The organism is Sinomonas mesophila (genome assembly GCF_001999765.1).
Classification (GTDB): domain Bacteria; phylum Actinomycetota; class Actinomycetes; order Actinomycetales; family Micrococcaceae; genus Sinomonas; species Sinomonas mesophila.
Window position 1 is genome coordinate 90980 of the sequence record NZ_KV908329.1, and the last position, 20655, is coordinate 111634.

A 20655-nucleotide genomic window follows, 5' to 3' on the forward strand; every position below is an offset into this window, starting at 1 on the left:
GGGCGGGGGCCTCCGGGAGTACACTGGGGCCCGATGAACCGCACAATGTTCAAGTCCAAGATCCACCGCGCCACGGTCACGCACGCTGACCTGCACTACGTGGGTTCGGTCACCGTCGATCTGGACCTGCTCGACGCCGCAGACATCCTCCCCGGCGAGCTTGTCTCGATCGTGGACGTCACCAACGGCGCGCGCCTCGAGACCTACACGATCGCGGGCGAGCGCGGCTCCGGCGTCATCGGCATCAACGGCGCGGCCGCGCACCTTGTCCACGAGGGCGACCTCGTGATCCTCATCAGCTACGCGTCGATGAGCTCCGAGGAGGCCCGGGAATTCGTCCCGACGGTCGTGCACGTGGACGCGGCCAACCGCATCGTCCAGCTCGGCGTCGACCCGGCCGAGGGCCTCGACTCGGGCCTGCTCCGGCCGCCCTTCGCCGTTCAGGCGTACTTGAGTTAGTCGGGAGCACCAGCCCTCGTTTCGGGTACGTATCTCGTCGCCACATGCGGATTCCGGGTACACCGACGGGCTCCGTCCATGCACCCGAAACCCGATTTCCGCGTCCAGATCCCTACCCGAACGGCTGCCGTCCTGGGAGACGAGGACCACTGCGAGACAGGGGCCAACAGGATCGGTTTCGCGGTCCAGGAAGGTGAGACCGGCGGCTCCTCGCGAGGCCGGTCCTGACAGGACCGGTCTCGCAGCCAAGGCCCGGTCTCGCGGACAAGGGGCCGGCTGGCGACCCCGCGCCGCCCGCGAGGTCCGTCACACCGGGGTTGGCGCGCCCCCGCGGCCCACTACGCTGGTGCCGTGACCCCCGGAAAGCGATTCCTCACCCGTGCCCGCGGAGCCTGCGCATGCTAGGGGTGCTCGCCGGCTTCTCGGTGGTCTGGGCGATCATCGGCGTCGGCTGGTTCTGCGCACGCCGGGACGTCCTCGGCGAGGGCGCGCAGCGCGTGCTGAGCCGGCTCGCGTTCTTCGTCGCGAGCCCGGCGCTCCTGCTCGAGACGCTCTCCCGCGCGGACCTGAGCACGATCTTCTCGACCCACCTGCTCGTCATCGCCGTGAGCGCCACGGCCGTCGCCCTCATCGCGCTGGTCGTGTTCCGCTGGTGGCGGCGGCGCCGGACGCCCGAGGCGCTCATCGCCTCGATGGGCGCCTCCGTCGCCAACTCGGCCAACCTCGGCATCCCGATCTCGGTCTTCGTCCTCGGCGACGCGAGCTACGTCGCGCCCCTGCTGATCTTCCAGCTCGCGCTGTTCACGCCGTCGTTCCTCCTCGTGCTCGACGGCACGACGACGACGGCGAAGCCCGGGTGGGCGCGCGTGCTTCAGTTCGTGCTCCCCATCGTGACGAACCCGACGATCATCGGGTCGATGATCGGGCTCCTGCTGGCCGCGACCGGCTGGCAGCTGCCCGAGCTCGTGATGCAGCCGATCCACCTCATCGGCGGCGCCGCGATCCCCGCGATGCTCATGGCCTTCGGCATCTCGCTGCACGGCTCGCGTCCGTTCCAGGCCTCGGACGGCCGCCGCCTCGACACGGTCCTCGCGACGGCGCTCAAGCTCGTCGTCCACCCGCTCATCGCGTTCGTCTTCGCGCGCTTCGCGCTCGGGATCGACGGGCACGCGCTCTTCGCCGCCGTCGTCACCGCGGCCCTGCCCACCGCGCAGAACATCTACATCGCCGCGCAGCGGTACCAGGAGGGCCTCGTCGTCGCGAAGGACACCGTGCTCATCACGACCGTCGTGGCCGTCCCCGCCATGGCCGTCATGGCGGCGCTGCTCGCCTGACCCGGGGTCACCTCCCAACGATGCGGGGTCACCTCCCAACGATGCGGGGTCGCTCGCTCCAGTGGTGCACTCGCTCCCGCACCCTGACTCCGCGAGACGCCGCATGACTCCCTGTTTCCCCGGATTTCCGCCGGTTTCGTCGAGTGTCCCTCAGCGTCCCGGCGCTTTGGAGCCGTGCCGCGCTGCCGTGTTCAGTGGTGCCAATCGCGGTCCGATCGGCCGCACGAGCACCCGGAGGAACACCATGGCACGCCCCCGCATCCATCCCCTCGCCGCGCCCGCGGCGACCCTCTCCGCGACGGCGCTGCTCGCCGTCGTCGGCCTCAGCGCCTGCGCCGACCCGGGCGCGCAGGCGAGCCAAGCTTCCGCCACGGCGAGCGTCGCGGGGAAGACGTTCAACCTCACCGCAGACCAGCAGCGCATCACGGTGGAGAAGGACGGCGCCGCGGCGGCCCTCGTGCCCGATGCCGTGAAGGCGGACGGGACGCTGACCGTCGCGACGACCGGCGGCACGGCGCCGCTCTCGTTCCGCGCGACAGACAACACGACGCTCATCGGCAACGAGGTGGACATCGCGTACGCCGTCGCGGAGACGCTGGGCCTCACGGTCGAGGTCGTGCCGGTCGCGTGGGCGGACTGGCCGCTCGGCGTCGAATCGGGCAAGTACGAGGCAGTCCTCTCCAACGTGACGGTCACCGAGGCGCGCAAGGAGAAGTTCGACTTCGCGAGCTACCGCAACGACCTCCTCGGCTTCTACGCGAAGAGCGACTCGGCCATCACCGAGGTCACCGAGCCCAAGGACGTCGCGGGGAAGCGCATCATCGTCGGCTCGGGGACCAATCAGGAGGCGATCCTGGTCCGCTGGGACGAGCAGAACAGGGCGGCCGGCCTGGCCCCGGTCGAGTTCCAGTACTACGACGACGACTCCGCGTCCTCGCTCGCGATCCAGTCCGGGCGCGCGGACCTCACGTTCGGCCCGAACGCCGGCGCCGCGTACAAGGCGGCGCTGGACGGGAAGACCAAGGTGGTCGGGACGCTCGACGGCGGGTGGCCGCTCAAGGCGGAGATCGCCTTCACGACGAAGAAGGGCAACGGGCTCGCCGCCGCGGCCCAGGCTGCCCTCAACCGGCTCATCGACGACGGCGCGTACGCCCGAATCCTCGACCGCTGGGGCCTGACCTCCGAGGCCATCCCCCGCTCGGAGCTCAACCCGCCGGGCCTGCCCAAGAAGTGACCCCGGAACGTAGGGACGTGACCCCGGAACGTTGAGAGGTGACTCCGCAACCTTGAGAGGTGACCCCGCAACGAGCATCCTTTGCGGGGTCACCTTCCTGTGTTGCGGGGTCACCTTCCTGTGTTGCGGGGTCAGTCAGACTCTGCTGCGCTCCGGGGCTGGGAGGCCGAGGTGCTCTCGGAGGGTCGTGCCCGCGTACTCCGTCGGGTAGACGCCCCGCTCCTGGAGCTCGGGGACGAGCCGGTCGACGATCTCGTCGAGACCGCTCGGGATGAGCCACGGGGAGATGTTGAACCCGTCCACGGCGCCCACGCGCGCGTACTCCGCGAGGAGGTCCGCGACCTCGGTGTACGAACCGACGATGCTCCGCGCCCCGCGGGCGTTGCGCTGCCGCACGAACTCGAGGATCGTCAGCCCCTGGTCGGTGGCCTCGGCCCGCCACGCGGCGGCAAGCTCGAGCGCCTTCGCGCCGTGGAACGCGCTCCCCCGCGTCTCGGAGGTCGTCTCGACGACGGGGTCGACGTCGGGCAGCGGCCCGTCCGGGTCGTACTCGGCGAGGGAGCGGCCCCAGAACTGCTCCAGGTACGCGAGGGCCTGCTGCGGGCCGATCTGGAGCTCGCGCAGCCACACGAGCTTCTCCCGCGCCTCGGCCGAGGTGGGCGCGAGGACGAACTCGCTCGCCGGCATGATCTGGAGCTCCTCGGGACTGCGCCCGGCCGCGAGCGTCCGCTCGACGAGGTCGCGGCGGAACGCGACGGCGTCGTCGAACCCGGGGTGCGCGGAGAAGATGACGTCGGCCTGGCGGGCCGCGAAGTCGCGGCCCTCGGGCGAGTCCCCGGCCTGGAACAGCACGGGCCGTCCCTGGGGGCTCCGGGGCAGGCGAGCGGTCGTGTCGATGCTGTAGTGCTGGCCCGAGTGCAGGACGCGCCGGCCCGGCTCGGTGGCCCAGAACTCCTTCGCGAACCGCACGAACGCCTCGGCGTGCCGGTACCGGTCGGCGTGGTCGAGGTACCCGCCGCGGCGGAAGTTCTCCCCGGTCCACGCATTGTCCGTCGTGACCACGTTCCACGCCGCGCGCCCGCCCGAGAGCGCATCGAGCGAGGCGAGCCGCCCGGCGAGGTCGGCCGGGTCGTTGTACGTCGTGTTCTGCGTCGCGACGAGCCCGATCCTGCTCGTGACGCCCGCGAGCGCGGCGAGCATGGTCTGCGCGTCGGGCCGCCCCGCGACGTCGAGCTCGTGCACGCGGCCGAGGTGCTCGCGCAGCCGCAGGCCTTCGCCGAGGAAGAACGCGGCGAAGAGCCCTCGCTCGGCGGTCTGGGCGACCCGGCGGAAGGACTGGAAGTCCGTCTGGGACCCGGACTGCGGCAGCTTCCAGACGGTCCCGGAGTTGACGCCCTGGAAGAACACGCCGAACTGCAGGCTGCCGCTCGGGGTGAAGTCGGGATGGATGCTCATCGGATGCCTCCTGCACGGGTCGTGGAGTAGCGGCTCGGCGGCGGGCGGCGCAGGCCGAGGACGTGGCGGAAGGGCGCGTCGGCATTCACGGGGGCGAGGCGCCCGCGCCGGCGCAGCTCCGGCAGGACGAGCTGGGCTAGCTCGGGAAGCTCGACGCCGAGCACCGCCGGATGCACGCGGACCCCGTGGGCGACGCCGAGCAGCTCGCCGAGGTAGTCGGCCAGCTCACGCGGGCCGCCGGCGAAGAGCGCGTGCGGCAACTCCCACGCGCTCAAAGCGTCGAGCTCCGCGAGCCGGTCCGCGCCCGAGCGCCCCCGCGCGTCGAGGACGACGTCGAGCTCTGCCAGGACGATGTGCTCGGGGTACGCCTCCCGGGCCGCGGCGGCCTCGGCGACGAGCAGGTCCCCCGCGGGCGCGGAGACAAGCAGGACGTCGGCCTGCCCCGCCGGCACGAGCCCGTACGGGGCGAGGACGGGCAGCTGCCCCTGGGGCGGGCGCGGGATGATCGAGGGCCCCTTGACCGAGAACGAGCGGCCGCGGAAGTCGGCGTAGTGGACGCGGTCGGCGTCGAGGTACCGACCCGTGGCCACGTCCCGGATCTCGGCCGTGTCCTCCCACGTGTCCCACAGGCGCCGGGCTGCCTCGACGGCGTCGGACGCCTCGTCGAGCGCGTCGTCGGCCCCGAGCGGGCCGCGCCCGAGGGCCGCGAGCCGCGGGGCGGAGCCGTCGGCCGCGACGAGCCAGCCGGCCCGCCCGTAGCTGATGTAGTCCAGGCTCGCGAGCTGGGTCGAGACGTGGAACGGCTCGGAGGCGACGGCGTCGACCTCCGGCACGAGCGCAATGGTGCGCGTGTGCGGCGCGGCGAGGGCGGCGCGCTGGACGGCGTCGGCGCGGGGCGCCGCGAGCGGCGCGCGGGCGGCGTCGGGCAGGGTCGCGAAGTGGAAGCCGGCGGACTCGGCGTCGAGCACCTCGCGCACGACGGCGGCCGCATCCAAGGCGGGCACCTCGCCGATCCGCCACACCGCCGGGTGGGCGTCGCCGAGGTCGATGCCGATGATGCCTCGCTGTATCATGCTGCACTCCCTCTCTCGTCTGTCTCGGGGTCTGCTGTCTGCCCTGTCCTGGAAGCGGAGGGGTCCTCGGGACCCCAGAGGGTCGTGGGTGCGGCGGCGCGCACGGCGGGGATGACCTCGGCGGCGAACCGCTCGAGCACCTCGAGCTGCTCCTCGAAGGGGAGCACTGTCGGCAGCGAGATGGACTGGAGGTCATGCCTATACAGCGCGTGATACTCAAGGATCTTCTCGATGACGCGTTCGGGGCTGCCCACGAGGGACGGCCCGTGGGCGACGGCGTGCTCGATGTCCCGGAATGGCGTGTTGTTGCCGGGCACGTCCCGGGCTGCCGTGAGCGCCTCGTACACGGGACCGAAGCGGAGCGTCGCCTCGCGAGTCGTGTCTGCCAGGAACACGCCACCGGCACCGCTGCCCGAGCCGAGGTATGCGTGCCGATCGTCGTGCCCGTGCGCGGCGTACTGCTCGCGCCAGTGGTCGATGAGGACCTTGTAGTTCTCCCGCGGCTGGATCGCATTGGCGGTGAAGAGGGGCTCGCCCCAGCGGCCCGCGAGCGCGGCCGAAGCGAGGGTCGTCGCGCTGCCATGCCAGATGCGCGGGGCGCCGCCGAAGGGGCGCGGAAGGGTCCTCGTCGGCCGCGTGAGGGGTGCGCGGAAGCGCCCCGACCACGTCACGCCCTCCTCGCGCCAGAGCCTGCGCAGGAGCGCATGCTTCTCCTCGAGGAGGGCCCACTGTTCAGCGACGTCGAGGCCGAAGAGCGGGTACTGGAGCACCTCGTTGCCCTTGCCGATGGTGATCTCGAGCCGCCCGCGCGAGAGCTGATCCACGGTCGCGTAGTCCTCCGCCGCCCGGACTGGATCGGCCAAGGACAGGACGGTGACGCCAGTGTGCAGGCGGATGGTGCGCGTCGCCGTCGCGACAGCCGCGAGGATCACCGCGGGCGACGATGACAGGAATGCTCCGGCATGCCGCTCCCCCACCGCGAAGGAGTCGAAGCCGAGCTCCTCGGCCCGCCGCGCCGTCTCGATGACTTGGGCGAGCCGTTCCGCGGCCGAGACCTGCTCGCCTGTGATCGGGTGCGGTCCATACGGGACGATGTCGAGGACCTGGAAGCGCATCAGGAGCCCGCCTGCACGAGCGTCTCGGCCGTCACCGTCGTCGACTCGGGCAGCGCCTCGTCGCCGAGGCCCCAGCGGTCGAGGACCTCCCGGTACATGCCGTCCGCGATCGCGGCGTTGAGCGCATCCGTGATCGGCGCGGCGAGCCCGTTGCCGCGCAGCGTCGTCGCGGCGACGAGGGTCTCCTTGGGCCAGCCTGCGTTGACCTTGCCCACGACCTTGAGGTCGTCGCGCGTGTTCTCCCGGTACACGACCGTGGGGTACGGGCCGAGGTTGAGGTCCGTCCGGCCCGAGGCGAGGGCCAGGATCGTGTCCGCGTCCGTGGAGTAGTAGTGCAGCTCGGCGGGGGCCTTGCCGCGGGCCTCGAGGTCCTTGTTCCACGCAAGCAGGATCTTCTCCTGGTTCGTGCCCGACCCGACCGAGACCTTCTTGCCCGAGATGTCGTCCGCGCCGCTGACCGTCAGGCCGGAGCCCTTCTTCGCCTCGAAGCCCATGTAGGCGGCGCGGTACGTCGCGAAGTCGAACAGCTGCGCCCGAGCAGCGTTGATGCCCACGTTCGAGAACACGGCCTCGAAGTCGCCAGACTGGGTCTTGAGCGGCCAGTTCTCCCACGAGGTCTGCTGCAGGTCCAGCTCGAGGCCCAGCCTGTCCGCGACGAGCTGCGCGAGGTCCACCTCGACGCCGATGAGCGTCCTGTTGTCCGTGGCCTGGAAGGTCAGGGGCAGGGCGCCGCCCGTCGTGGCGACGGTGAGCTTCCCATCAGCGGCGATCTTGGCCGGGACCTCGGCGGCGAGCGCCGGGTCCTTGTCGGCGCGGATGCGCTTCTGGTCCGGGGAGAGGTTGTAGACGACGCCGTTCTTCGCCACCGTGCTCGGCGCGGACGCCTGCGCATCTGGGTCCGCGCAGGAGCTGAGGGCGGCGGCTGCCGCAAGGCCAGTGGCAAGGACGACGGCGGGGCGCGCCGTCCGCGTCCGGCGCGTCTGGGCGCTGGGGTTCTTCATAGTGCGGGCAAGCCTTTCTCGATGGGGAGACACGTGAAGGTCACCTCCCTGCGATGCGGGGTCAGATCTGGAACGCGGGCTCGAGGACCTTGGACAGGAACGCGCGCGTGCGGTCCTGGCGCGGCTCGGTGAAAATCTGCTCGGGCGTGCCCTCCTCGACGATCACGCCGTCGTCCATGAACACGACGCGGTCGGCGACGTCGCGGGCGAAGCCGAGCTCATGCGTGACGACGATGAGGGTGGTCCCCGAGCTCGCGAGCCCCCGGATGACCTCGAGGACCTCGGAGACGAGCTCGGGGTCGAGCGCCGAGGTCGGCTCGTCGAAGAGCACGACCTTCGGGTCGAGCGCGAGGGCTCGGGCGATCGCGACGCGCTGCTGCTGCCCGCCCGAGAGCTGGCGCGGGTACGCGCCGGCCCGGTCGGCCAGCCCGACCCGCTCAAGGAGCTCGCGCGCCCGCCGAATCGCCTCGGCCCTGGGCCGGCGCTGGGCGTAGATGGGCGCCTCGGCCACGTTCTCGAGCGCCGTGAGGTGCGGGAACAGGTTGAAGTTCTGGAACACGAAGCCGATCTCCGCGCGCTGGGCGAGGATGTCCTTCTCGCGCAGCTCGTGCAGCTTCCCGTGCCCGGGGCGGTAGCCGACGAGCTCGCCGTCGACGGCGACATACCCGCCGTCGAGCTTCTCGAGGTGGTTGATGGTCCGCAGGAGCGTGGACTTCCCCGAGCCGGACGGGCCCAGGATCACGACGACCTCCCCCGGGGAGACCGTGAGGGTCACCCCCTTGAGCACCTCGGTGCCGTTGAAGGACTTGCGGACGCCGACCGCCTCGACGGACCCGCGGGTGGGCTGAACCTGGTTGGGAGGAACGGTGCTCATCGGGTGCTCCTGAGGGGTGCGTGGGTGGCGTAGAAGCGTCGGGCGCGCTCGAGCGGCGTCGGCGGCAGGGTCCGGACGGCGCCGCGGGCGTAGTGCCGCTCGATGTAGTACTGCGCGACCGAGAGCACCGAGGTGATGACGACGTACCAGACCGTCGCGACGAGCAGGAGCGGCAGGACTTGCTGCGTCCGGTTGTAGATGACCTGGACGGTGTAGAACAGCTCGGAGTAGGCGAGGACGTAGACGATCGAGGTGCCCTTGACGAGTCCGATGATCTCGTTGAACGCCGTCGGCAGGATGGCCCGCATGGCCTGCGGGAGCACGATCCGGGTCGAGCGGCGCCACGCAGGGATGCCGAGCGCGGCGGCCGCCTCGAGCTGGCCCTGGTCCACCGAGAGGATGCCGCCGCGGATGATCTCCGCCGAGTACGCGGCCTGGTTGAGCGTGAGGCCCAGGACCGCGGCGGCGAACTGGCTGATGAGCGTCGTGGTCTGCGCCTCGAAGAACTGCACGTCCGTGAAGGGGATGCCCAGGCTGATCCTCTCGTACAGGTAGCCGAGGTTGTACCAGAGCAGGAGTTGCACGAGCAGCGGCGTCGACCGGAAGATCCACGAGAACGTCCACGAGACCGAGACGAGCAGCGGCGAGGACGAGAGCCGCATGAGCGCGAGGACGAACCCGAGCACGAAGCCGAGCGCCCCCGAGATGGCGGTGAGCTTGAGCGTCTCGGCCAGGCCGGCCAGGACCGACTGCGCCGTGAACCACTGCGCGACGACGCCCCACTCCCAGCGCGGGTTCGTCACGAGGCTCCACAGCACCCCCGCGACGAGGAGGCCGACGACGGCGGTCCCCGCCCAGCGCAGCGGGTGGCGGGCGGGCACGACGCCGAACCCCGAGTAGTCGGGGCCGCTCGCCGCGGCGGTGGCGGGCGGAGAGGCCGGGGGCGGGACGGCGGCCCCGGCCGGCTCAAGCAGCGTGGGCGGTGCGGCGGACATGGGCGGTCCTCCTCAGTCCTCTGGGGGTGCCGGCCCCTGAGGATTCCGGGGCGGCTGAGCCTTCAATCTAGGAGCAGCAGGAGGAGCCCTCAACGGACCCCGACGCGCCGCGTCACGGCCCGATATGAAGCGTCACGTTCGGAAATACGGCGTCATGATGACCCACGGTGACGGGTCGTGACCCCTGATTTCCTGCCGCTGGAAGGCCCCTCCACCCGCGGCCTAGCGTGGCAGGACCCGGCCCCGACGACCCCGTCGCGGCGCACCATCGACGCGGAAGGAGACGCCATGCGCCCTGCCGTCCTCGCCGTCATCGGCGGCGGTCCCCGTGCGGCCATGCTGCTCGAGCGCCTCGCCGCGAACCTCCCGGCCCACGGCGCGGTTCCGCACGGCCCCGGGCTCGAGGTGCACGTCGTCGAGCCGCACGGGCCGGGCTCGGGCCGCATCTGGCGGCGCGACCAGTCGCCCCTCGTCATGCTCAACTCCCGGGCCGTGGACATCACGTGCTTCACGGACGCCTCCGTCGAGTGCGGCGGCCCCGCCGTGGACGGGCCGAGCCTGCTCGAGTGGGCGCAGTCGCTCGCCGGCGAGGGCCTCGAGGAATTCGGCCCCGGCCGCTATGCCGACGCCGAGCTGCTCGAGGCCCTCGCCGGCAACCCCGGGCTGGCCGCCGAGGCCGCCGGGCTCGACGAGGCCAGCTTCCCCACGCGCCGGCTCGCCAGCCTGTACCTCGAGTGGTTCTTCCGCCGCGCGGCGCGCTCGCTCGAGGCCCGCGGCGTCCGGGTGCGGGTGCACCGCGACACGGCCGTGGGCATAGAGGCTTGCGAGGGCCCCGCCCGGCCCGGCGCCGCCGTCGTGCGCCTCGCGGGCGGCACGCGCCTCGCCGCCGACGCCGTGCTCCTGGCCCTCGGCCACACGGACGCCGAGGTCCCGGCCCCGTCGTCGGACTACGCGGCGTTCGCCGAGCGCCACGGCCTCGCCTTCGTCGGCCCGGGCTACACGACCGAGCTCGATCTCTCCGCCCTGACCCCGGGCCGGGACGTCATCGTCTCGGGGCTCGGCCTGGCCTTCGTGGACCTCGTGGTCATGCTGTTCGAGGGCCACGGCGGCCGGTTCGTCCCCGACCCGACGGCGGGCCCCGAGGAGGGCGCGCTGCGCTACGAGCCGTCCGGCCGCGAGCCCCGGCTCCTCGCCGGCTCCCGCCGCGGCGTCCCATACCACTCGAAGGTCCGCGGCGCCCTGCAGGGCGAGGCCCCGGGCGCGCTGCGCTTCCTGACCGCCGACGCCGTCGCCGGCCTCCTCGCCGAGCACGAGCAGCTCGACTTCGGCCAGCACCTGTGGCCCCTCATCGCCTCGGACGTCGAGTACGCCTCCTACCGCGAGCTGTTCACGGGCCACCCGCACCGGGTCGCCCTGCCGTGGGTCGAGTTTTCCGAGCGCTTCGTCGCGGCGGGCTGGCGCAGCCCCGAGCGCGCCGCCCTCGTCGCCGCGGCCGTGCCGGACCCTGAGGACCGGGTCGATCTCGAGGCCCTCGACCGGCCACTCGCCGGGCTCGCCGAGGAGCTCACTGGGTCTTCCCCGGGCCCCATGCACGACGGCGACGCCCCCGCGCGCGCGCATCTCGCCGTCGTGCGCCACATCCTCCGGGACCTCCGCCTGCGCGACTCGGGCGAGCACAGCGAGACGCTCGGGCTGTTCCTCGGGATCCTGCGCGCCTACATGGAGCTCGGCCGGCTCGTCCCGCTCGACCGGCTCACGCCGGACTCGCAGCGGATCGTGTGCGGGTGGTGGCACGGCTTCTTCAGCTTCGTCGACTCGGGGCCGCCGGCCTTCCGCCTGCGGGAGCTGCTCGCGCTCGAGCGCGCGGGGCTCCTGCGCTTCCTCGGGCCGGACCTGACGGTCAGCGCCGACGAGGCCTCCGGCCTGTTCCGCGCGAGCGCGGCCGGCGGGACCGTGACGGCGAGCGCCGACGCATTCGTCGAGGCCCGGCTCCCCGGGCCCGCCGTCCGGCGCTCGGCGAACCCGCTCGTGACCTCGCTCGTGGCCGAGGGGCTCGTCCAGGAGCAGCTCCTCGACGCGACCGAGGGTAGGGCCGGGACCGGGAGGCTCCTCGTCGCGGCCGACGCGCGCGCGGTCGGGCCGGCATCGGGCTGGCTCTTCGCCGTCGGCGCGGGCACCTCGAGCTGGGGCGCAGGGGCGTTCGCCCGGCCCCGCAGCAACGCCGCGCCGTTCCGGGAGACGGATGCGCTCGCGCGGACCCTGCTGGGCACGCTCTCGGCGGCGCGGCCCCGGTCTCAGAGGACCCAGCGCGACGGCGTCGACTCCCCCGCGCGGCTCGCGGTCGCCGTCGCGCTTCTCCACCCGCTCGCGGGCTGACCCCCGCAGGCTGACCCCCAGGAGGAACCATGGCCCTCGCCCCCGCCCGCACGATCCTCTCGCTGGGCATGCACGACCCCCGCGTCCGGCCGCTGCTCGACGGGCTGTATGCCGAGTACTCGGCCCGGTACGGGGAGAAATACCACGGGAAGGACGGGGGCGCCGAGAACGAGCTGATCCGCTACCCGGCCGAGGAGTTCGCGGCGCCGCACGGGGTCCTGCTCGTCCTCCAGGAGGACGGCGAGTCGGTCGCGGGCGGGGCGTTCCGGCGCTACGACGAGCGCACGGCCGAGCTCAAGCGCATCTGGACGCACGAGGACCACCGCCGGCGGGGCCTCGGCCGCGCCGTCCTCGCCGCGCTCGAGGACGCGGCCGCGGCGCGCGGCTACGAGCGCCTCTACCTCACGACGGGCCCGCGGCAGCCGGAGGCCAAGGCCCTCTACCTCGCCGCCGGGTACACGCCGCTCTTCGACCTCGACGCCGACCCCGAGGAGCTCGGGCATCTCGCCTTCCGCAAGGCCCTCGCGCCGCGGCGCACAGCACGGGGCCGCGCAGTAGGCTGAGCCCCATGGCTCAGAGGCGCGGCGAGGCGAACACTGGGAAGACCGGCGGGACGGGCGGGAAGACCACCGACGAGAAGCTGGCCGCCCTCCGGGCGGGCTACGCCTTCGAGGGGGCCACGGTCGCGCTCGGCGCCGCGATCGTCGACGGCGAGGTCCGCCCCGAGGCGCAGGTCGGCCTGCCGCTGGCCATGATGAACCGGCACGGGCTCGTCGCCGGGGCGACCGGCACGGGCAAGACCGTGACCCTGCACATGATCGCCGAGCAGCTCTCCGCCGCGGGCGTCCCGGTGTTCCTCGCCGACATCAAGGGCGACCTCTCGGGCCTCGCAACGCCGGGCGAGGCCAGCGAGAAGCTGCTCGCGCGCACGGCAGGGCTCGGGCAGGAGTGGAGGCCCTCCGCCTTCCCCGTCGAGTTCCTCGCCCTCGGCGGCGAGGGCACCGGCGTCCCGGTCCGGGCGACCATCACGTCCTTCGGCCCGATCCTGCTTTCCCGCGTCATGGGGCTCAACGAGACCCAGGAGTCGAGCCTGCAGCTCGTCTTCCACTTCGCGGACAGGAACCAGCTCGAGCTCGTGGACCTCAAGGACCTGCGCGCCGTCATCCAGTTCCTGACCTCGGACGAGGGCAAGCCCGCCCTCGCGGAGCTCGGCGGCCTCTCGCGGGCCACGGCCGGGGTGATCCTGCGCGAGCTCGTCGCCCTCGAGGCCGCAGGCATGGAGAAGTTCTTCGGCGAGCCCGAGTTCGACACCGCGGAGCTCCTGCGCACGGCCGAGGACGGGCGCGGCGTCGTCACGTGCCTCGAGCTGCCGCGCCTGGCGAGCCAGCCCCTGCTCTTCTCGACCTTCCTCATGTGGCTCCTCGCCGACCTGTTCGAGGAGCTGCCCGAGGTGGGTGACGCCGACAAGCCCCGCCTCGTGTTCTTCCTCGACGAGGCCCACCTGCTCTTCGACGATGCGAGCGAGGCCTTCCTCGACGCGATCACCCAGACGGTCCGGCTCATCCGGTCCAAGGGCGTGGGCATCTTCTTCGTCACCCAGACCCCGCGGGACGTCCCCGCCGAGGTCCTGGGCCAGCTCGCCAACCGGATCCAGCACGCCCTGCGCGCCTTCACCCCGCAGGACGCCAAGGCCCTCAAGGCCACCGTCTCGACCTTCCCGGTCAGCGATTATGACCTCGAGGAGGTCCTGACCTCGGCCGGCATCGGCGAGGCCGTCGTCACGGTCATGGATGAGCGGGGCGCCCCGACCCCCGTCGCACTCACGCGGCTGCGCGCCCCCGAGTCCAGGATGGGACCCGCCGACCCTGCCCTCGTCGCGTCCGCCGTGCAGGCCTCGCCCCTCACGCCCCGGTATGGCACCGCCGTCGACAACGTCACCGCCTTCGAGAGGCTGAAGGAGCAGATCGCGGCACGGGAGGCCGCCCCGCAGGAGGCGGCGCCTCGGCCGGCGGACTGGCCTTCAGCCCGGCCAGAAGCCGGCGCGCCGCTCCCGCCGCCGCTGCCCTCGCCGAACCTCGAGCCGCGGCGGCAGGAGTCGCGCGACGGCGGTGTGCGGGACAGTGGGACGCGCGGCGGCGGGATGCTCGACGACGTCATCGGCGCGCTCGGCGGGGCGCTCGGGGGCGGGCTCCGGTCCGTGGCCCGCCAGGTCGGGACCCAGCTCGGGCGAGAGCTCATGCGCGGCATGTTCGGCACGGCCTCCCGGCGGCGCCGGCGCTAGAACCCCGCCTGCCGCCGCCAGCGGACGTGTCCCCCGGCGACACCGAATCGGGGTCCCCACCCGTGGTTGGGTAGGGTGGGGCGGGTGCAGACGAGTCCAGCCCTCATCAGGGTCGCAGCCGCATGGCTGCTGGCCCTGGTCCTGGCGATCGTGGGTTCGGTCGTCGCCGTCACGGTCGTGAAGAGCACGGTGGCCGGTCCGGCCCAACCCGTGCGCAGCTACATCGCGGCCCTCGAGGCCGGCGACGGAGGCCACGCGCTCGGGATCCTGCGCGCCCAGATCCCGCCGGGGAGCGCGGCCCTCCTCGACGGCGCTCCCCTGCAGGACTCGATGTCCCGCGTGAAAGACGTCTCCTACGAGACCACGAAGTCCGACGGCGACCGCGCCTCCGTGACCGTCTCCTACACCGTCGAGGGGGAGCAGCACGAGAGCGTGTTCGAGCTCGAGCGCACCGGCACGGACTGGCTGTTCTTCCCGCGCTGGTCGATCGTCCCGCGCACACTGCCCTCGCTCCAGGCGACCGTGGTCAACTCGGACCGCGCGACCCTCAACGGCGTCCCGGTCAACATGCCCGCGGGCCGGAACTCATTCCCCGTCTTCTTCCCCGGCTCCTACGTGGGCTCCCTCCCCGGCGAGAACTTCGCCGCCGAGCCGCGCGGCGTCGTCGTGAGCGGGCGCGGCAGCAGCACCCAGCTGAACCTCGCCACGAAGGCGACCCCCCAGCTCGTCTCCGCGATCGAGGCCAAGGTCCGCGAGTACCTCGACGGCTGCGCCGGGCAGGCCACGAAGCAGCAGCGCCTCCAGCCGGACTGCCCATTCTCGCTCGCGACGAACTCCCGCATCCAGGACGGCACCATCGCGTGGTCGATCTCCGAGTACCCCGCCGTCGCGGTCGAGCCGTTCGAGGGGCGCTGGGTCGTTGCGCCCCTGGCCGGCAAGGCGAAGCTCACGGCGCGGGAGATCGACCTGTTCACGGGCGCCGTCAAGCAGCTGCAGCGCGATCTCGACTTCACGTTCTCGGCGCGCCTCTCCGTCGGCCAAGACGCCATCACGGTCACGCCGCAGCTCGACTAGCGCACGCCTCCAGCACGCGCTTCCAGGGCACGCCTCCAGCGCACGACGGCGGGCCGGTCACCTGAGGTGACCGGCCCGCCGTCGTCTGTGGGAACCGGTGCGGGAGCCCGGGTGGGCCCGCGTCAGTCCATCCCGCGCAGGTCCAGCGTCAAGGCCGACTCGGCGCCCTCCTGGAGGATGACCGGGATGCCCCAGTCCTGCTGGTACAGGTGGCACGCGGCGTGGTCGGGGATCTCCTCGCCGGGGGCGCCGTCGCACGCCGCGGCGCGGGCCGTGATGTGCAGGACGCCCTCGGTGACCGCGGGGTTCAGCTCGACGGTGCGGAGGAGGCCCTGCGAGGTGCCCGAGCCCGTGAGCAGGAGCTCGGCCGGGGTCGAGGAGACCTTGAGCTGGGTCGGATCGCCCCAGCGGTCGTCGAGCTTCTGCCCGGTCGGCGCGGCGAAGCGGACGGTCAGCTCGAGCGGGCCGGCGGCGACGGCGGTGCGCGGGCGCTGGGTCTGGCGCTCGCCCTCGTCGACCTGCTGGGCGTCCTTCGGGATCGGCACGAGCACGAGCTCGTGCTTGTTCGTCTCGGTCACGAGCAGGAGGGGCTCGCCGCTGCCTCCTGCGGGGGTGACGACGACGTCCGCCGGCTCCGCGAGCCCGCGCGCGAGCGTCGAGACCGTCCCGGCACCGTCGCTGCTGCCTTTTCCGCCTCCGGCCGGGTCGTAGCGGCGGACGGCGCCGTTGTACGTGTCGGCGATCGCGACCGAGCCGTCGGGCAGGACGGCGACGCCGAGCGGGTGCTGGAGGCGCGCGGCCGCGGCCTCGCCGTCGCGGAACCCGAAGTCGAAGAGGCCCTGCCCGATGGCCGTCTCGACGATGACCTCGCCGTTGCGGCCGTTCCCGTTGGGCTCGCCCAGCTTCACGCGGCGCAGCGCCGACGTCTCCGAGTCCGCGACCCAGAGGTCGCCGGAGGAGTCGACCGCGAGGCCGGACGGCTGCGCGAACCACGCCTTCGGCCCCGGGCCGTCGAGCAGGCCCTCGAGGCCGGAGCCGGCGAGGATCGCGACCTCGCCCGAGAGCGGGTCGAACGTGAAGAGCTGGTGCGTGCCGGCCATCGCGACGACGACCTTCTGCAGCTTCTCGCTCCACACGACGTCCCACGGGGACGAGAGGGAGACGTTGGGGCCGTGGCCGAGGTAGCCGATGTCCTCCGCGTCGCCCGCGTAGACGTCATGCGGAGGGGTACCCTCGGGCTCGTCAGCGTGGACGTCCCTCGCCGCCTTCGCCGCGCGGGTATTCGAGGAACCGGCCCAGGTCCCCGCGCCGTCGCCGTCGACCCGCGCGGGGCCCGCGTCGAGGAGGCGCTGGACGCCGTTGCCGGCCACCGTCTGGACGTCCCCCGAGCTGAGGGTGACGCCGCGCAGGCGGTGGTTCACGGTGTCGGCGACGACGGCCTCGTAGCCGGTCTGCCTCGCGATCGACGCCGGAAGCACGGCGACGCCCTGCGGCTCGTTGAACTGGGCGGCCTCGGCCGGCCCATCCCCGAACCCCCTCGTGCCGCCGCCGATGACGCGCTCGACCGTGGCCAGGTCGGGGCGGAGCTCGACGAGGCGGTGGTGGCCGGTGTCGACGACGAGGTAGTTGCCGTTCTCGAGCGGCACGGCCTGTCCCGGGAAGCGCAGGGTCCCGGCCGTGGGCTCGGGCGCGACGTACGGGCCGTCGCCGCGGTGGAGCGTTCCCTTGGCCTCGTGCTCCGCGACGAGCTCCTCGAGCAGGACCTTGAGCCCGTCCGCGTGCCCCTCGCCGGAGAGGTGCGCGACGATGTAGCCCTCGGGGTCGACGACGACGAGCGTCGGCCAGGCGCGCGCCGTGTAGGCCTGCCACGTGAGCAGCTCGGGGTCGTCGAGAACCGGGTGGTGGATCTCGTAGCGCTCGACGGCGGCGGCGAGGGCGACGGGGTCGGCCTCGTGCTCGAACTTGGGCGAGTGCACGCCGACGGTGACGAGGACGTCGTGGTACTCCTCCTCGAGCGGGCGGAGCTCGTCGAGGACGTGCAGGCAGTTGATGCAGCAGAACGTCCAGAAGTCCAGGAGCACGATCTTGCCCCGCAGCGCCGCGAGGTCCAACTCCCTGCCCCCGGTGTTGAGCCATGCGCGGCCAGCGAGCTCGCTCGCGCGCACCCGCCGGCTGGCCCTGACGGTCGAGGCGGCCTCGGCGGCCTTGGATTCTGCGGTCACGGGCACTCCTCGGACACGTTCGGGTCTTGCTGCCACCCCGGCGGCAATGGCGTGGATCGGCGCCCGCCGGGGGACGGGCGCGCTCTAGAGATCAACCCCATTATCCCGGGCTTTGTTCCGCCTGCCGCGCCGCACGACATCCGCGGACACATGGCGCCAACCGGCATGCGCTGCCCATCCCTACTCGCCGCGCGCCCGGTCCCGCGCCCGGTCCCGCTCTCCGTCCCTCTCCGCGAGGCGCGAGAACATCGCGTTGTACGCGGCGAGCTCGGCGTCGTTGTCCCTGTCGGCCGCGCGGTCGCGGCGCTTGGTCTCGCGCGCGTCGGAGCGGGACCACATGATGGCCACGCCGATCGCGACGCACAGGGTCGGGATCTCCCCGATCCCCCAGGCCATGGCGCCGCCGGCCTGCTGGTCGGCGATCGCGCTCGGGCCCCATGTGCGCCCGAGGTTGCCGAAGTAGGAGGCCTCGAGCAGGAGGTCCGAGCCCATGATCGCCACGCCGAAGAACGCGTGGAACGCCATGGTCGCGAACAGCAGCAGGAGCCGCAGCGGGAACGGCGCGCGCCTGGGCAGCGGGTCGGCGCCGATCATGCTCAGGACGAAGATGTAGCCCGTGAGCAGGAAGTGCAGGTTCATGAGCTCGTGGCCCACGTGCTCCCGCATCGCGAACCCGAACAGGTCCGAGTAGTAGAAGAGGATGATCGACCCGGCGAAGTTCGCGGCCGCGAACAGCGGGTGGGTGACGAGCTGGGAGAACCGCGAGTGCACAAACACGAGGATCCACTCGCGCAGGCCGCGGGTCCCGTCGCGGCGCGGCGCAAGGGCCTTGAGCGCGAGCGTGATGGGCGAGCCGAGCACGAGGAACAGCGGCGCGACCATCGTGAGCATCATGTGGTCCACCATGTGCGCCGAGAAGAGCACGCGCCCGTAGACGGCGGGCGGCCCGCACGTGATGTAGGTCAGCACGACGAGGCCGGCGAACCAGCTCACGGCGCGGGCCCACGGCCAGCCGTCGCCGCGGCGGGCCAGCTTGGCCAGGCCGAGGACATAGGTGACGGCGCCGAAGAGGACCACGGTGACCCAGATCCAGTCGGGCCGCCATTCGGTGAGCCAGCGGGACGCCGTGAGCTCGGGCGGCAGCTCGTAGCCCGTGAGGATGAACGCCGGCGAGGCGTCCGGGGCGTAGCTGTCCGGCTCGGGCGGGGCCGAGCGCGAGAGGGCGACGGCGAGCCCGGACACGGCACCCATGATGACGGCCTCGACGCCGACCAGCTGCCACAGGACTCTGCGCGCCGAGGCGCCCCGGCCCAGCTGCGGGATGACCCACTGGCGGTGCATGAACCCGATGCCGCCGAGCACGAGCGCCAGGACAGTCTTCGCGAGGATGATCTGCCCGTAGGCCGAGCCGATGAGATCCGACGGGCTCGGCAGGCGCACGGCGGCGTTGATGATCCCGGAGGCGACGACGAGGAGGAACGCGAAGAGCGCGAGCGCCGAGAACCGGCGCAGCGTGGGCTCGGTCGCGTCGTCGGCTCCCCTCAGCGCTGATCCGGGCCGCAGCGCTGATCCGGGCCGGGCGGACGACGGCGGGGCGTCGCCCCGGCGGTCCGGCCCGCCGGTGATCGTGCGACCGAGGAGGATGAGGACGCCGATGCCGCCGGCCCACAGGCACGCGCCGACGAGGTGCAGCCCGAGGGAGTTGATGGCGCCCTCATGGTCCCCCGCGCTGGCCGAGTGGCCGATGAGCGCGAGCGGAACGAGGCCGATGAGCGCGAGCAGGCCTGTGAGGGCCAGGCTCGTGAGCGAGCGGACGGCGAACAGGAGGGTCGCGACCGTCGCCGCGATGATGACCATGGCCAGCCACGCGCGCCCGACGTCGAGCTCGGTCATGAAGAAGACGAGCTGCCTCGTGTAGTCCGCGCTCCCCGAGACCGGCTGCCCCACGAGGTCAGAGTGCGTCAGGACCAGGACGGCGACCGCGCTCAGCGTCCACGCGATCCCGGCGCCCTCCGCGACGCGCAGGGCGCGGGAGAAGGCGGGATGCTCGTCGGCGTCGTCCTCCGGCGTCTCGTCGGGGACGGCCGCGTCGCCGCCGCGGTGGGCCCGGTGCGTGGCAGCGAAGCGGGGCAGGATGCCGACGGCGAACACGAGGCCACCGATCACGAGCGCGAGCGAGAGGTTCAGCGTCGTCTTGGCGACAGGCAGGCCCCAGCGGACGAACGCCCCGGGGTCGAGGACCGAGCGCGCAGCCGCGGCGCCGGAGAGGAGGAGCGCCGCCACGACGGCAGCGACGGCCACCGCAAGCCCCGCGACGGCCCACGCCCGCCCGAGACCGAGACCGTCCCGGGCGGGGAGGCCGGACGGACGGGAGGGCAGAGCTGTACGAGGCACCCATCCATTGTCCCCCACCTCGAGGCCGGCCCGGACACGGGCTTCGGCAGGGCAGCCGATTAGCGGGGTCCCTGACCGCGGGGTCCACTTAACGCCGTGAGGGGCAGCGGCCATGGCCGCTGCCCCTCACGTTCGGGCCTCTACTTGCCGGAGGCGGCGGCCTTCAGCTTGGAACCGGCGGTCAGCTTGACGCTGAAGCCGGCCGGGATCTCGATGGCGGCACCCGTCTGCGGGTTGCGGCCGGTGCGGGCGGCACGCTCGGTGCGCTCGACGGCGAGCCAGCCCGGGATGCTGACCTTCTCACCGCTGGCGACGGAGGTCTCGAAAACCTCGAACAGTGCGTCGAGCACACCGTTGACGGCGGTCTGGCTCAGGCTGGTCTTGCCAGCAACCTCTGCAACCAGCTCGCTGCGGTTCTTAGCCATGGGCTCCTCCTGGACGTTGGTTTGTTCCTCAGCCCTTGAGCGGTCTGCTCAGGGGCTGCTGCTACCGAAACTTACCAGCTAATGCCCCCGTGGCCAGCAGATTCCCCGTGTTTCCGGGCTTTTTTCGGGGTTTTTGCCGCGATCAGCGCCCCGTGGCCGGCCGCGGGAGGCCGGTAGCGAGCCCAATGGTCTCGGTTCGCTCGTTTCAAGGGTGCGCCCTTCAGGGGCTAGCCGTTAAAGGTGGGAGCCCCCCAACCGTGTGGTTGGGGGGCTCGACCGAGGTGTTGTCCGGCGGTGTCCTACTCTCCCACACCCTGTCGGGTGCAGTACCATCGGCGCTGTG

16 protein-coding genes are annotated in these 20655 nt (G+C 72.5%); 7 read left to right on the plus strand and 9 right to left on the minus strand.

Features of this window, described 5'->3' with window-relative positions; genetic code table 11:
* Positions 1 to 33: 33 nt before the first annotated feature.
* The 3 genes from panD to BV907_RS09560 all read left to right on the plus strand — a co-directional run bounded on the left by panD (position 34) and on the right by BV907_RS09560 (position 3027).
* Complete coding sequence (panD, locus tag BV907_RS09550; RefSeq protein ID WP_175637426.1) at positions 34 to 459, plus strand: aspartate 1-decarboxylase; 426 nt, start codon at positions 34 to 36, stop codon at positions 457 to 459.
* A 398-nt stretch (positions 460 to 857) separates the two neighbouring features.
* Positions 858 to 1793: an AEC family transporter gene (locus BV907_RS09555; protein WP_077489501.1), complete on the plus strand. Its 936-nt coding sequence runs from the start codon at positions 858 to 860 to the stop codon at positions 1791 to 1793.
* 244 nt (positions 1794 to 2037) lie between these two features.
* Positions 2038 to 3027, plus strand: coding sequence for an ABC transporter substrate-binding protein (locus BV907_RS09560; protein WP_077489502.1), 990 nt, complete (start codon positions 2038 to 2040; stop codon positions 3025 to 3027).
* A 135-nt stretch (positions 3028 to 3162) separates the two neighbouring features.
* Here BV907_RS09560 and BV907_RS09565 read toward each other — a convergent pair whose 3' ends face one another.
* The 6 genes from BV907_RS09565 to BV907_RS09590 all read right to left on the minus strand — a co-directional run bounded on the left by BV907_RS09565 (position 3163) and on the right by BV907_RS09590 (position 9540).
* Positions 3163 to 4482, minus strand: coding sequence for an LLM class flavin-dependent oxidoreductase (locus tag BV907_RS09565; protein ID WP_077489503.1), 1320 nt, complete (start codon positions 4480 to 4482; stop codon positions 3163 to 3165).
* A complete protein-coding gene (locus BV907_RS09570) occupies positions 4479 to 5555 on the minus strand; it encodes an LLM class flavin-dependent oxidoreductase (protein WP_077489504.1) in 1077 nt (358 codons plus the stop codon). The genes BV907_RS09565 and BV907_RS09570 overlap by 4 nt, the downstream gene beginning before the upstream one ends.
* Complete coding sequence (locus BV907_RS09575) at positions 5552 to 6670, minus strand: LLM class flavin-dependent oxidoreductase (protein ID WP_077489505.1); 1119 nt, start codon at positions 6668 to 6670, stop codon at positions 5552 to 5554. Before BV907_RS09575 ends, BV907_RS09570 begins: the two co-directional genes overlap by 4 nt.
* Positions 6670 to 7671, minus strand: a complete 1002-nt coding sequence (locus tag BV907_RS09580; RefSeq protein WP_077489506.1) for an ABC transporter substrate-binding protein — start codon at positions 7669 to 7671, stop codon at positions 6670 to 6672. The genes BV907_RS09575 and BV907_RS09580 overlap by 1 nt, the downstream gene beginning before the upstream one ends.
* Before the next feature lie 61 nt (positions 7672 to 7732).
* The gene (locus BV907_RS09585) at positions 7733 to 8545 is read right to left on the minus strand and encodes an amino acid ABC transporter ATP-binding protein (RefSeq protein ID WP_077489507.1); all 813 of its coding nucleotides are present in this window, start codon (positions 8543 to 8545) and stop codon (positions 7733 to 7735) included.
* Entirely contained in the window at positions 8542 to 9540 is a 999-nt protein-coding gene (locus BV907_RS09590) for an amino acid ABC transporter permease (RefSeq protein WP_077489508.1), read from the minus strand. The genes BV907_RS09585 and BV907_RS09590 overlap by 4 nt, the downstream gene beginning before the upstream one ends.
* A 288-nt stretch (positions 9541 to 9828) precedes the next feature.
* On the opposite strand from BV907_RS09590, the gene BV907_RS09595 reads away from it, so the two are divergent.
* The 4 genes from BV907_RS09595 (at position 9829) to BV907_RS09610 (ending at position 15271) form a co-directional block, all read left to right on the plus strand.
* Entirely contained in the window at positions 9829 to 11916 is a 2088-nt protein-coding gene (locus tag BV907_RS09595; protein WP_077489509.1) for an FAD/NAD(P)-binding protein, read from the plus strand.
* Between the two features lie 29 nt (positions 11917 to 11945).
* A complete protein-coding gene (locus tag BV907_RS09600) occupies positions 11946 to 12479 on the plus strand; it encodes a GNAT family N-acetyltransferase (RefSeq protein WP_077489510.1) in 534 nt (177 codons plus the stop codon).
* A 5-nt stretch (positions 12480 to 12484) separates the two neighbouring features.
* On the plus strand, positions 12485 to 14197 hold the full coding sequence (locus BV907_RS09605) for a helicase HerA-like domain-containing protein (protein ID WP_077489511.1): 1713 nt from the start codon (positions 12485 to 12487) through the stop codon (positions 14195 to 14197).
* Positions 14198 to 14281: 84 nt separating this feature from the next.
* Positions 14282 to 15271, plus strand: a complete 990-nt coding sequence (locus BV907_RS09610) for a hypothetical protein (RefSeq protein ID WP_245827885.1) — start codon at positions 14282 to 14284, stop codon at positions 15269 to 15271.
* 122 nt (positions 15272 to 15393) lie between these two features.
* Here BV907_RS09610 and BV907_RS09615 read toward each other — a convergent pair whose 3' ends face one another.
* From BV907_RS09615 to BV907_RS09625, 3 genes are all read right to left on the minus strand, one after another.
* The gene (locus tag BV907_RS09615; protein ID WP_077489512.1) at positions 15394 to 17493 is read right to left on the minus strand and encodes an NHL domain-containing thioredoxin family protein; all 2100 of its coding nucleotides are present in this window, start codon (positions 17491 to 17493) and stop codon (positions 15394 to 15396) included.
* Between the two features lie 180 nt (positions 17494 to 17673).
* On the minus strand, positions 17674 to 19887 hold the full coding sequence (locus BV907_RS09620; RefSeq protein WP_425441620.1) for a bifunctional copper resistance protein CopD/cytochrome c oxidase assembly protein: 2214 nt from the start codon (positions 19885 to 19887) through the stop codon (positions 17674 to 17676).
* A 140-nt stretch (positions 19888 to 20027) separates the two neighbouring features.
* The gene (locus BV907_RS09625; RefSeq protein WP_077489514.1) at positions 20028 to 20312 is read right to left on the minus strand and encodes an HU family DNA-binding protein; all 285 of its coding nucleotides are present in this window, start codon (positions 20310 to 20312) and stop codon (positions 20028 to 20030) included.
* Positions 20313 to 20655: the final 343 nt, after the last annotated feature.